The sequence below is a fragment of the Truepera radiovictrix DSM 17093 genome, from assembly GCF_000092425.1.
GTDB lineage: Bacteria > Deinococcota > Deinococci > Deinococcales > Trueperaceae > Truepera > Truepera radiovictrix.
In genome coordinates this window covers 502,712-515,234 of record NC_014221.1, presented here as the reverse complement: position 1 = coordinate 515,234, position 12,523 = coordinate 502,712, and the positions used below count along the sequence as shown (strand labels likewise).

The following is a 12,523-nucleotide window of genomic DNA, read 5'->3' as shown; positions in this document are numbered from 1 at the left end:
GCTTGGACGCCCCGTTTGCCCCGACCCTGCCCCAATGAGGCGGTCTTGCTTGATATTTGTTTAGACAAAATGTAGCGTTAGCTAGGGCGCTTGTCAAGAGTTGCCCAAGGACATGCCAGGCACTCATTAGCGCGCAGCATTACAACAAGGTGCAAGCAGATAAGGCAAAGTGATAAACGCATGACTGCTCCCCCCGCGCAAGGCAACAACTTCGCCGTCGACCGAAGCTCCCAAAAACCCCTGCATCAGCAACTTTGTGAGCATTACCGGCAGCTAATAGAGGGCGGCGTTCTACCCGTAGGTAGTCGCCTGCCAACCGAGCTCGAGCTGATGGCCAAGCATGGGGTCAGTCGTGGAACCGTACGTGAGGCGCTCCGAGGACTTCACGAAGCGGGTCTCGTGCGGCGCACGACAAAGATCGGTACGGTGGTGCAGTCCCCGCCGCAGCCAGCTGTCTCGGCACGGCGCATTATCGGGGTTGTCTTTCCACAGACGCACGACGCTTTCTGTCTAGACATTATGAAAGGTGTACAGACGGCGTGTCGCGAACGGGGCTATCACGCAGCGTTCGGTTACTCGCACTTTAGCAGTGCGGTCGAGCGCGCTGAAGTGTCGCGGATGCGTAGCGCCGGTTTCGGCGGTGTCTTAGTGCTACCTCACGACGATCCGACCCTCTTTCGCGAGCTTGTAGCAAACACCTACCCGTTCGTGTACATCGACCAGAAGTTCGAGGCAGCACCGAGTGACTTCGTCGGCGTGGATAACGTCAGCGCCAGCTTTACCGTCACTGAGCACCTTATCGGTCTAGGCCATAGGCACATCGGCTTTATACACCGAAACCCTAGCCTTGACCAGGCGCCCTCTACGGTCAAAGAACGGTATAGAGGCTACCGAGCAGCGCTCACTGCCCACGCAGTGCCGTTTGAAAGCTCTTGGCTCGTGGAGATCGCGCGTAATGCCGATCCAAAAGCCTTTTTGGCCCTGACCTCCCAAGTCGACGCGGTCGTAGCTGCAAACGACCACACCGCCCTGAAGTTTCTAGACGTCGCAACCAAAGCCGGGGTCAGGGTGCCCGAGGAGATCGCGCTCGTTGGCTTCGACGACCTGCCACTAGCCGCCGAGTTCGCCCTGACGACCGTGGCGCAGCCCAGTCGGGAGATCGGTCTGCGCGCCGCCCACCTCCTCATCGACCGCATTGAGGGCAAGGGGGGGCCGCCACAGCACGTCATCTTGCCCACGCACCTCGTGGTGCGAGCGACCTGCGGGCAAAACCTGCGCGCCTCTACAAAAGGACGGTAGGGGGGCATCGTCTTATCGCCTCAAGAGTAAGTGCGTCCGCTACGGTGCAACTTTGGTGGATGTGTATAACGCGCAGCATACGCACGGCTCGCACGCAGCTGCACACATGCACACAACTGTGCAGCACGACGTGCATATCCAAGCGGGTGCTAACACCTCTTGAAATCGGTCGGGTCGAGTCGGTGGTCACGCTTTCTGCAGACGCACGCAACCCAGCGAAAACAAGAGGGGGGCGCGCGCAAGGTAACAGCGCGCTTTAGCGTGCCCGGAGCCGCGTGCGATACTAAAGCATGACCGTACCCGCCCCCAAGGCCCCCGCACCCCTCACGCCGACCCCCGACCCGACCGCGCCCGAGCCCGACCTCGCGCGCGCCTACGAGGAGCTTAGGGCGAGCCTCGAGGGCGAGGTGCGCTTCGACGAGGCGGCCCGCGTCCTCTACGCGACCGACGCGAGCCCCTACGAGATCAAACCCTACGGCGTGGTGCTACCCAAAACCCGTGAGGACGTCCGGCGCACCCTGGAGGTCGCGCGGCGCTACCGCCTGCCCGTGCTGCCGCGGGGGGGCGGCACCTCGTTGGCCGGCCAGACGGTCGGGCGGGCGCTCGTCGTGGACGTGTCGAAGTACCTAGACAGGGTGCTGGCTTTCGACGAGGCCGCGCGCACCGTCACGGTCGAACCGGGGGTGGTGCGCGACAACCTCAATTTGTTCCTAAAGCCCTACAAGCTGCAGTTTACCCCCGACGTCTCGACCACGAACCGCGCGAACATCGGCGGGATCGTCGCCAACAACTCGGCGGGCACGCGGAGCATCAAGTACGGCAAAGCGGTCGATCAGGTCGTCGCCATGACGGTCTTGCTCGCCGACGGGACGGTGACCACGTTTCGCGACCTCGACCCCGACGAGCTGCAGCAGAAGCTGCGGGCGCCGGGGCTCGAGGGTCACATCTACCGCACCACCCACCGCTTGGTGCGGGAGCACGAAGCGGAGATTCACGCGCGCTTTCCCAAGGTCATGCGCCGCGTCGGCGGGTACAACTTAGACGAACTCACGACCGGCAAACCCTTCAACCTCGCCAAGCTGGTGGCCGGCTCCGAGGGCACGCTCGCTTTCATCCTGGACGTCACGCTCAAGCTCTTCCCCATCCCCGCGTACAAGTGCCTCGCGCTCTTGCACTTCGACACGCTCGAAAAGTCGTTGCGGGCGGTGCAGCACATCAACCGCCACGGCCCCGCGGCGGTCGAGACCCTAGACGACACGCTTTTAGAGCTCGGGCTCGAGAACCCCAACCTCGCACCCCTCTTGAGCTGGCTCCAGGGTCGCCCCGCCGCCGTCTTGATGGTCGAGTTCGACGGCGAGAGCGAGGCGCAGATGCTCGCCGGGCTCCAGAGCATGCAGGCCGACCCGGCGGTGATGGAGCTCGCCTACGCGCTCCACGTCGCCTACGGCGCCCAGGAGCAAGCGGAGGTCTGGGAGGTGCGCAAGGCGGGTTTGGGGGTCTTTAACACCATCAAAGGCGCCGCCAAACCGACGCCCTTTATCGAGGACGCGGCCATCCCACCCGAACACCTGGCCGAGTACATCCCCGCCGTCGCGGCGATCTGCGCGAAGCACGGCGTCAGGATGGTCTCCTACGGGCACGCCTCGGTCGGGGTGATCCACGTGCGGCCCATTTTGGACCTCAAGACGCGCGAGGGGCTCGAGGCTTACCGCAAGATCAGCGAGGAGACGTTCGCGCTGGTGCGGCGCTTCGGCGGGTCGTGGTCGGGCGAGCACGGCGACGGGCTCATCCGCTCGTACAAAAACCGCGAGCTCTTCGGCGATACGCTCTACGAGGCGTTCCGCGAGCTCAAACGCGCGTTCGACCCCGAGGGGCTCATGAACCCCGGCAAGATCGTCGACGCGCCCCCCATCACCGAGAACCTACGCTACGGCGAGGGTTACACGGTGCTGCCTATCGCCACCCACTTCGACTTCTCCAAAGACGACGGCTTTATGGGTGCGATCGAGATGTGCACGGGGGTCGGCGCCTGCCGCAAAACGACCACCGGGACGATGTGCCCCTCGTACATGGTCACCCGCGACGAGGAGCACTCGACGCGCGGGCGGGCGAACCTGCTGCGCGACGCCATGAACGGGCGCCTGCCCGGTGGGCTCACGAGCCAGGAGGTCTATAACGCCCTCGACCTCTGCTTGGAGTGCAAGGCCTGCAAAGCCGAGTGCCCCAGCCGCGTCGACATGGCGAAGCTCAAGTACGAGTTTCTGCAGCACTTCTACGACGACCACGGCACCCCCCTGTCGGCTCGAGCCCTCGGCCACGCCGCTGTGGTCGCCCCCGTGGGCCGCTTTTTCGCGCCCCTCGCCAACGCCCTCCTGCCGCTCGCGCCGGTGCGCTGGCTCATGGAGAAAACGGCGGGTATCGACCGGCGGCGCGCGCTCCCGCCGTACGCCAACGCCTCGTTTCACCAGTGGGTGCGCCAGCGCGAGGCGCGGCGTGAGGAGGAGCGCCGCGCGCTCGGAGCGCCCGCGCACGCCGCTGATAAACCCAAAGTAGCTCTGTTTGCCGACACCTGGACGATGTACAACGAACCCGAGGTCGGCGTCGCCGCCACGCGGGTGCTAGAGGCGCTCGGCTTCGAGGTCGAGCACGTACCCTACGGCTGCTGTGGGCGCCCGCAGATCTCCAAGGGGTTGCTGCGCGAGGCGAGGGCGCGCGCGCGGAAAAACGTCGCGGCGCTGCACGCCTATGTCGCGCGGGGGGTGCCGGTCGTGGGGCTCGAGCCGAGCTGCGTCACCGCCTTTCAGGACGACTACCGCGACCTCGTCCCGGGGGAGGCGACGGAGGCGGTCGCAGCGCACGTCAAAATGATCGACCAGTTTCTGGCCAAGGCGTGGACCAAAGGCGACCTCGAGCCGGGTAGGGTCTTTCGCAAGGGGGAGCGCCACATCATGCTCCACGGCCACTGCCAGCAGCGCGCGATCCAGGGGACCAGCAGCACCAAAGCGGTGCTCGGTTGGGTGTCGCCAGACGTCTTCGAGGTCGATTCGGGCTGCTGCGGGATGGCGGGCTCGTTCGGTTACGGCCACTATGACATCTCGATGCAGATCGGCGAGCGTCGGCTCTTCCCCGCCGTACGTGAACATGCGGGCGAAACCGTGGCGTGCGGCTTTTCCTGCCGCCACCAGATCCGCGACGGCACCGGCAAACGCGCGAAGCACCTCGTCGAGCTCCTCGCCGAAGCGCTCCCGGAAAGTGACGGTGACAGCTCCCGCTCGGTCCCGTCATCCGAAGCGTGCGCGGAGCTCCCGTAGCGCGTCGTGTATCGCCCGGCCGCCCACGGGCCACCAACGGCGCGCCACGCGCCCCCAATAACCCAGCCCCACCGCGCGGCTTAAGCTCCCCTTAAGCCGCGCGCGCTCTACTGGGCGCGTGCACCTCGCACTCAACACCTCACCCTCAAAGGAGTGCCGATGAAACGCTTTTGGCTCCCCCTCGTCGCGGTGCTCGCGCTGCTTGGCGGTTGCGACCGCGTGCAAAGTATCATTGATGACGTCGTCACCCCCGCAGACGCGGTCATCAACGGCTACACCGTCGAGCGCGACGCGAACGGCGACCCGACCGGCAACGTGGCCCTCAACGTCAGCGCCCTAGACAGCGCCGGCGAGCCCATCGCCGGCAGGCTCAGCAACCCGCGCGCGACCGTCACCAGCGTGACGCCCCTCCCCGGCCTCGCCGCCGCGCAGCGCTACACCGCGACTGCCACCATCACTGTCGACATCACCGTGCAGGAGGTCATCAACGCCGTATTGAACATGGACCGCAGCGGCAGCATGCGGCTCAACGACCCGGAGCGCCTCCGTGTAGACGCCGCCAAGAGCTTTCTGGAGCGCGTCACCCCGGAAGACCGCATCGCGGTGATGGAGTTTCCAGGGCAGTCGTCGGGCTTTCGCGCTTCGACGCTGCTGCAGGGCTTTACGAGCGACAAAGCCCTCTTAGAAGCCGCCCTCGACAGGGTCGGGCAGCGCGGCAACACCCCCATCTGGGATTCACTGCTCGACACCCTCGACCTCCACGCCGCCGACGAGGGGGGGCAGGGCGCCTCGCGCGTGGTGCTGCTCTTTACCGACGGTGAGCGCGAGGGCGGTCAGGTGGCCTTCGGCGAAGCCCTCGCAGCCGCGCTGGAGAGCGACGTGCGGGTCTTTACCATCGGCCTGGGCAGCGACATCGACACCGCCGAGCTGCAGGAGCTCGCCGCCGAAACGGGCGGGACGTTCGCCAACGTCGCGAGCGCCGCGGAGCTCGAGGAACTCTTCCAGAGGGCCTTTAACGCCATCCGCGCCTCGGGGACCATCACGCTCAGCATCTCGCCCATCCCGCCCCCAGGGTCGCTCGTCCGGGGCACGCTGTCGTTTACCGTCAACGGCGAGGACTTCACGGTCGACTACGCTTTCACGATCTAGGGTCTGCGTTAGGTCTGCATTAGGAGGTCTGCGTTGGGTCTACGTCGCAGCACCCAAACGTAGCGACAGGTGAAGCGGGCGAGGTTACAACCTCGCCCGCTTTGGCCGAACCCTTCGCGCGACCACGCTCTGTGAGCTACCGCCGAGTGCTACGTGAGCCAAAACACTATGTTAGGGCGAGGAGGTTCGCCATGGACAGGATCCCCGCCCAAGGGGCCACGAGGCCCCACCGCACCACCGTCGCCACCTACAGCGTCTACGCCGACGCGCAGCGGGCGGTCGACCACCTCTCCGACAAAGGGTTCCCCGTCGAACGCACCGCCATCGTCGCCGAGGGGTTGCGCTTCGTCGAACAGGTCACGGGCCGCCTCAACTGGGGCCGCGTCCTACTCAACGGTTCGGGGAGCGGCGCGCTCACGGGGGTGCTCATCGGCCTCGTCTTCGGGCTCTTTAGCCTCGTCGTCCCGGTGCTGACCTTTGTGCTCTACGGCCTTATCGTCGGGGCGATCTCGGGGGCGCTCTTCGCCGCCATCGGCTATGGTATGACGGGCGGCCAACGCGACTTCTCGTCGGTGCGCAACATGGAGGCCGAGCGCTACCACGTGATGGTCGACGACGAGGTTGCCGCGGAGGCGGAGCGGCTGTTAGCGGGGATGGGGCGCTGAACCTCTCGCGCCCCCTACATCTCCTCGGGCGCTTCGATCCCCAACAGCCCCAAACTGGTCGCGAGCGTCTCCTTGACTTTGCGCACGAGCGCAAGGCGCGCCTCGCGGAGCCCCGGCTCGGCTTTTAAGACCTGCGTGTCCGGTTTGCCGTCGGCGCCTCTATGGTTGTAGTAGGCGTTCCAGGCGGTCGCGACGTCGAGGCAGTACTGCCCGACGAGGTGTGGGGCGAAGTCGCGCGCGGCGCTCCCGATGATCTCCGGCAGACGGGCTAATTCCTGGGCCAGCTTGACCTCTAGGGGGCCAAGCCGCTCCCAAACCGCCCCGCTCTCCCCGACGCCCGCCTCACAGGCGGCGCGCAGGATGCTGCACGCCCGAGCGTGCGCGTACTGGACGTACGGCGCCGAGTCGCCCTGGAGGCTGAGCGCTTGCTCCCAGCGAAAGTCGATCACGCGGCGCGCCTCGCTTTTAAGCATGGCAAAGCGCAGGGCGCCGACGCCGACCTGCCGCGCGACCTCGTCGACCGCTTTAAGCCCCGGGTTTTTCTCCTCGACCACGGCGCGCGCGCGCTTCGCCGCCTCCGCCAACACCGTGTCGATCGCCAACGTGATCCCCTTGCGGCCGCTCATCGCCTGACCTTCTAAGGTCACGACCTCGTAGGCGAGGTGGTGCGAGGCGTCGGCGCCCCTAGCGGCGTCGGCCATCTCGAGCGCCGCTTTGACGATCATCTGCGGGTGGCTCTGGCGGGTGTCGATGACGTTGACGACCGCGTCGGCGTGGGCGAAGGTGCGCCCGTCGGGGTGGAGGTCGCCCTCCGGCGCGCTCGTGTAGAGCGGTTTGCCCGAGGGCTGGCGGTGAAAGCGCCGGAACCGCAGCCCCTCGAAGAGCCCGACTTTCCAGAACTGGGTGCCGATGTCTTTGGCGACGTACATGGCGTTGCCGTCGCTGCGCACGAGCACCACTAGAGGTTCCTCGAGCCCCGGGATGAGCTTGGACACGTCCATTACGAGAGCGCCCGCGTATTTGCCCTCGCTGGGGGTAAAGACGTCCTCGCTGCGCTTCAGCACCTCTAGAGCGCGCGCCAAAAAGCCGCTTTTAACGATGTCGGACTCCCACACCAGAAGGTCGTACTCGGCGCCTAGCGCGTGGTAGGTCTCTAGCTGCGCGCGCAGCACCCGCTCGATCTCGCCGCGCAGCTCGCCGCGCTCGAGCCGGTGCATGGTCTGTGACACGCCCCGCTCGATGGTCTCGGCGTCGGTCTCCTTGGCCTGCGTCAGGCGCACGTAGAGCTTGCCGAGCCAGTGGTCGTACTTTTCCGCACCGTCGTACGTCGCGCCGAAGTAGCCTACCGCGAAGAGCGACTCGGCGGCCTGACGGCCCGTGTCGTCGATGTAGTTCTGCACCTCGACCTCATACCCGGCCGCGCGCAGGATGCGGGCGACCGCGTCGCCGAGGACGATGTTACGCAGGTGCCCGACGTGCGCCTCTTTGTTGGGGTTGACGCTCGTGTGCTCGACGATCACCTTTTTGCCGCGCTCGGGCAGAGCCAGCTCCCCCTCGACGACCCCCCGCACGAAAGCGCCGGGGTCGAGGTGGAAGTTGAGGTACGGCCCTACCGCCTCGGCGCGCGCGACGCCCGCGGGCAGCTCGAGCCGCTCCACAAGCTCCTGGGCGATCGCCGCCGGGTTTTTCCGGAGCACTCTAGCGAGCCCGAAGGCGACCGGCGAGCCGTAGTCGCCCGCTTTGCCCTCCGGCACCGCCTGCACCGTCACCTCGGCCTCCGTTCCAAGGGCCCTTACAGCCCGCTCCAACGCCGCTTTCAGCTGGATCTTGACGTCCATAGCCTCAACGCTATCACGCGTTTTGAGGCCGCCTCACCTCCTGGAGGCGCGCTTTCTGAAGGCGCAACCGCTTTTCACGACGACACTGCGGGGCAGACAGGAGACAGGAGGCAGATGGCGCTTGGGTCGGTGTTTGGTACCGCTGCGCTTGCCGACAGCGCTGCGGTGCGCGCACGGAGCTCTCTGGGTCTAGCGACGCACCGCCACACGACGCGCGAAGCTTGAGAACGGTGTGGCCCCGCGGTCGAAGCCCTACTGCCAGCCCACCTCACGGCAAGCCACCTCTTTGCGAGCCCACCTCACCGTACGCGGGCGCGTTTGGGCGTAAAGTAGAGCTCACCTGTTCCCGCCCCCGCCATGTAAGCCAGCTTCCAGCCCCGACGTGGATAACCGGTAAACTTGATACATTGGCGCTAAGATTTGTATAGTGCGCATTTGAAAAGGAGCTTGACGTGGCCTTACAGAGCGACATCTTTGAAGCGCCCATCCCCGTCTGTCCGGTACGGGGCTCGGTGCTCTACCCCACCATGGTGATGCCTATTGACGCGGGACGCGCCGTGTCGATCCGCGCGATCAACGCCGCCCTAGACCGCAACCGCACCATCTTGATCGTTAGCCAGCGTGACCGCGAGACGGAGGAGCCGACAGGCAGCGACCTCTTTACGGTCGGCACGGCGTGCAACATCTTGCGGATGAAGCGCAACCCCAACGGCAGCATCCAGATGCTCGTGCAGGCCTTTGCGCGGGTGCGCGTCAAACGCTACACCACGGGTGAACTGATCGAGGCCGAGGTCGAACCCTTCGAGGTGCCGCTCGGCAACGCGGTGACCCTCGAGGCGGCTTTCCGCGAGCTCAAGGAGAAGTTCAGCGACATCATCGAGGGTGGGGTGCGCAACATCCAACCCGAGGTCGCGCAGTTCGTCATGAACTTAGAGGACGCGGGGCAGTTCGCCGACTACGTGGCCTATCACCTCGACTTTCGGCTCGAGGACAAGCAGGCCATCCTAGAGGCCGAAACGGTCGAGGCGCGGGTGCGCCGCGTGCTCGTCTTGATCGACACCGAGATCGAGCTCGCCGAGACCCAGCGCCGCGTGCAGCGCGAGGTCAAAGACGAGATCGACCGCAACCAGCGCGAGTACTTTTTGCGCGAGCAGATCAAGGCGCTGCAGCGCGAGCTCTCGGGTTCGGACGACGGCGACGACGAGGTCGAGACCTTCCGCGCCAAGCTCGAAGAGCTCGAGCTCCCCGAGGAGGCGATGAAGGAGGCCGAGCGCGAGCTCAACCGCTTGGCGCGCATGCACCCCGACTCCGCCGAAGCGTCGGTGATCCGCACCTACCTGACCACCCTGACCGAGCTGCCCTGGAACGAGCGCAGCCAGGACCGCCTCGACATCGAGGTCGCCAAGCAGACGTTGGAAGAGGACCACTACGGTCTGGAGAAGATCAAAGACCGCATCCTCGAGTACCTCGCCGTGCGCAAGCTCAAAGCTGACCGCGCCGCGCGCGGCGAGCTCGACCAGGCCGAGGTCAACCGCGGGCCGATCCTGCTCTTTGCCGGGCCCCCGGGCGTCGGCAAGACCTCGATCGCCAAGTCGATCGCCAAGGCTTTGGGCCGCGAGTACGTCCGCATCAGCTTGGGCGGCGCGCGCGACGAGTCCGACATCCGCGGTCACCGCCGCACCTACATCGGGTCGATGCCGGGGCGCATCATCCAGGGGATCCGCCAAGCGGGCACCAAGAACCCGGTCTTTTTGCTCGACGAGATCGACAAGCTCGGTATGAGCTACCAGGGCGACCCCTCGTCGGCGCTGCTGGAGGTTTTGGACCCCGCGCAAAACAGCGGTTTCGTCGACCACTACCTGGGCGTGCCCTTCGACCTCTCCGAGGTGCTCTTTATCGCGACGGCCAACTACGCGCAGAACATCCCCGAGGCGCTGCTCGACCGCATGGAGCTGCTCGAGTTCTCGTCGTACATCGAGCAAGAAAAGATCGAGATCGCCAAGCGCTACTTGTTGCCGCGCCAGATCGAGGAGAACGGCCTCAAACCGCAGCAGATCACCATCTCAGACGGCGCTATCGCCAAGGTCATCACGTCCTACACGCGCGAAGCGGGGGTACGCAACTTAGAGCGCACGATCGGCACGCTCGCCCGCAAAGCCGCGCGCCGCATCGCCGAGGGCGAGAGCAAACGCGTCCGCATCACCGAGCGGAGCCTAGAGGCCTTTTTGGGCCCCGAGCGCTTCTCCCCCGAGTCCGAGGGCGAGGAGAACCTCGTCGGCGTCGCCACGGGGATGTACTACACGCCGGTCGGCGGCGACATCTTGTTCGTCGAGACGTCGGTCACCAAGGGTAAAGGTGGCCTCGTGCTAACGGGCCAGCTCGGCGACGTGATGAAAGAGTCCGCGCGCGCCGCTCTCACCTACGCGCGCTCCAACGCCGAGCGCTTCGGTATCCCGCAGGAGGTGCTCGACAACTACGAGGTGCACATCCACGTCCCGGCGGGCGCCACCCCCAAAGAGGGGCCGTCGGCGGGGGTCGCGATCGCCGCCTCACTCATTAGCGCGCTTACCGGCGTGCCGGTCCGCAAAGACGTCGCCGCTACGGGCGAGATCACCCTGCGCGGGCGGGTCTTGCCCATCGGTGGCCTTAAAGAGAAGATCTTAGGGGCCAAGCGCGCGGGCATCAGGCACATCCTCTTCCCCGAGAAGAACCTCCCCGACCTGGGCGACATCCCCGCGCACCTGCGGCGGAGCCTCGAGTTTCACCCTGTTGCCCACCTCGACCGCGCCTTAGACATCTTTATGGTCGGCGGCTTGGCGGCGCTCGAGGCGCGCGGTGGGGGCAAGAGCGCCCCCAAAAAGGCGCGCCGGCGCCGCAAGGAGGAGAGCCCCGCAGCGCAGGCTTAACGGTCGGCCCGTCACTCACCAGCCCACCTTGCACAGGTGGGCTTTTTTCGGTCCCGCTGTGAATCTTTCGGTAGCAGGGGCGCTTTACCTTATGGTCAAGTCAGGAAGAAGATCATCTGGGAGGCGCTAGTAATGCGTAAATTGTTAGGGGCTTCTATTCTTTGCTTCGCTCTTTCGAGCCTCGGTTCCGCTCAGGGGGGATTTGCTGGTGCTTCCCTGTCGGGTCTTTATCTCCCCACCGCGAATCAAGTCGGCGCCGACCTCACCATCGGCTTCTTCGGAGGGCATGTAGGTTCATACGACCTTTTAGGTCCTGTCGGGTTACGAGGCGCGTTTGACTTTAGCGTAACCCCCATTTCAGGTTTTCTCAGCGGGTCTGGCGATATCCTGTTTGCCTCGGGAGGTGATACACGGTTTTATGGGGGAGCAGGTTTGGGGGCGATTAGCCTATTCGGTTTCGCGGGCCCATTCGCTCAAGGTGTTGCCGGTGTCGACTTCGGTCTCTCTGAGTCAGCTAGCCTCTTTGCCGAAGCTACACCACGGTTCTTTCTCCAAACGGGCGTGGTTGTACTAGGAGGTAGGTTCGGCACAAACTTCCACTTTAGAAGATAGCGGACTGTAACGGAGTTTACCCGACCTTCCGTTTAGTTTGGTGTCGAACTGCGTCATACCAGCGGGACGTTCGGCCATCGCATGAGGTTGCTCGTCCCGCATAGATTTATATCGGCTACTGGCTTCAAACACTCGCACCCAATTCGCAAGCGAATAGAGCGCTCTCAAAGCATCTGTGACCTAGAGTCAGTAGCAAAACACCTTTGTATTTGTGGCCTCAACGGCCACGGGCGTGCACGAAGACGTACCCGAGCGCGACCTTGCGCCCCCGCAGCCTTTGGGCTACAGTGAGAGCGTCAAGGAGGTAGGTATGAAACGTCCGTCGGCCGTCCTCTTCGCCGGAGTGCTCACCGTGACGTTGCTCGCCGGTTGCGCCACGCAGTCGTTTGACATCAACCCGCCCCTTACCCCTACCTCCCCCGGCCAAGCGACCGTCGAGGAGAGCCAACCGTTTTTCGTCGGCGGTGTCAGCCAGAGCACGCTCATCGACGCTGCAGCAGTCTGTGGCGGCGCTGACCGCGTCGCCCGCGTCGAGACCGAGACGACTGTTCTAGACAGCATTCTGTCGTTTGTCACGGGCGGCATCTACTCCCCGCGAACCGCCCGCGTCTACTGCTTGTAGCGCGGCGCATACCCCAACCTCACCGGGGACGCCACGCGCGTCCCTGTTTCACGCTGGCGAGCTCCCAGTTCTAGATCCCCGCCTCGAGGGCGGCGGCTCGCTGTGTACCCCCGCCCCCAAA

7 protein-coding genes are annotated in these 12,523 nt (G+C 65.2%); 6 read left to right on the top strand and 1 reads right to left on the bottom strand.

The features are described 5' to 3' along the window. Positions 1 to 180 precede the first annotated feature (180 nt). From TRAD_RS15570 to TRAD_RS02335, 4 genes are all read left to right on the top strand, one after another. Positions 181 to 1,299, top strand: a complete 1,119-nt coding sequence (locus TRAD_RS15570; protein ID WP_013176981.1) for a GntR family transcriptional regulator — start codon at positions 181 to 183, stop codon at positions 1,297 to 1,299. Between the two features lie 290 nt (positions 1,300 to 1,589). Beyond that, complete coding sequence (locus TRAD_RS02345) at positions 1,590 to 4,610, top strand: FAD-binding and (Fe-S)-binding domain-containing protein (protein WP_013176980.1); 3,021 nt, start codon at positions 1,590 to 1,592, stop codon at positions 4,608 to 4,610. Positions 4,611 to 4,769: 159 nt separating this feature from the next. Beyond that, positions 4,770 to 5,759: a vWA domain-containing protein gene (locus TRAD_RS02340; RefSeq protein ID WP_013176979.1), complete on the top strand. Its 990-nt coding sequence runs from the start codon at positions 4,770 to 4,772 to the stop codon at positions 5,757 to 5,759. A 191-nt stretch (positions 5,760 to 5,950) separates the two neighbouring features. After that, entirely contained in the window at positions 5,951 to 6,424 is a 474-nt protein-coding gene (locus TRAD_RS02335; protein WP_013176978.1) for a general stress protein, read from the top strand. A 14-nt stretch (positions 6,425 to 6,438) separates the two neighbouring features. Here TRAD_RS02335 and TRAD_RS02330 read toward each other — a convergent pair whose 3' ends face one another. Beyond that, entirely contained in the window at positions 6,439 to 8,262 is a 1,824-nt protein-coding gene (locus TRAD_RS02330) for an arginine--tRNA ligase (RefSeq protein ID WP_013176977.1), read from the bottom strand. A gap of 527 nt (positions 8,263 to 8,789) precedes the next feature. Between TRAD_RS02330 and lon the strand changes: the two genes are divergently transcribed. Then, positions 8,790 to 11,168, top strand: a complete 2,379-nt coding sequence (gene lon, locus TRAD_RS02325) for an endopeptidase La (RefSeq protein ID WP_049773165.1) — start codon at positions 8,790 to 8,792, stop codon at positions 11,166 to 11,168. A gap of 922 nt (positions 11,169 to 12,090) precedes the next feature. Then, positions 12,091 to 12,402, top strand: a complete 312-nt coding sequence (locus tag TRAD_RS02320) for a Bor family protein (protein ID WP_013176975.1) — start codon at positions 12,091 to 12,093, stop codon at positions 12,400 to 12,402. Positions 12,403 to 12,523: the final 121 nt, after the last annotated feature.

Bases quoted from the DNA above. Each gene is read 5' to 3' on its own strand.
- TRAD_RS02345 (WP_013176980.1), top strand. From the start codon at position 1,590: ATGACCGTACCCGCCCCCAAGGCCCCCGCACCCCTCACGCCGACCCCC.
- TRAD_RS02335 (WP_013176978.1), top strand. From the start codon at position 5,951: ATGGACAGGATCCCCGCCCAAGGGGCCACGAGGCCCCACCGCACCACC.
- TRAD_RS02330 (WP_013176977.1), bottom strand. From the start codon at position 8,262: ATGGACGTCAAGATCCAGCTGAAAGCGGCGTTGGAGCGGGCTGTAAGG.
- TRAD_RS15570 (WP_013176981.1), top strand. From the start codon at position 181: ATGACTGCTCCCCCCGCGCAAGGCAACAACTTCGCCGTCGACCGAAGC.
- TRAD_RS02320 (WP_013176975.1), top strand. From the start codon at position 12,091: ATGAAACGTCCGTCGGCCGTCCTCTTCGCCGGAGTGCTCACCGTGACG.
- lon (WP_049773165.1), top strand. From the start codon at position 8,790: ATGGTGATGCCTATTGACGCGGGACGCGCCGTGTCGATCCGCGCGATC.
- TRAD_RS02340 (WP_013176979.1), top strand. From the start codon at position 4,770: ATGAAACGCTTTTGGCTCCCCCTCGTCGCGGTGCTCGCGCTGCTTGGC.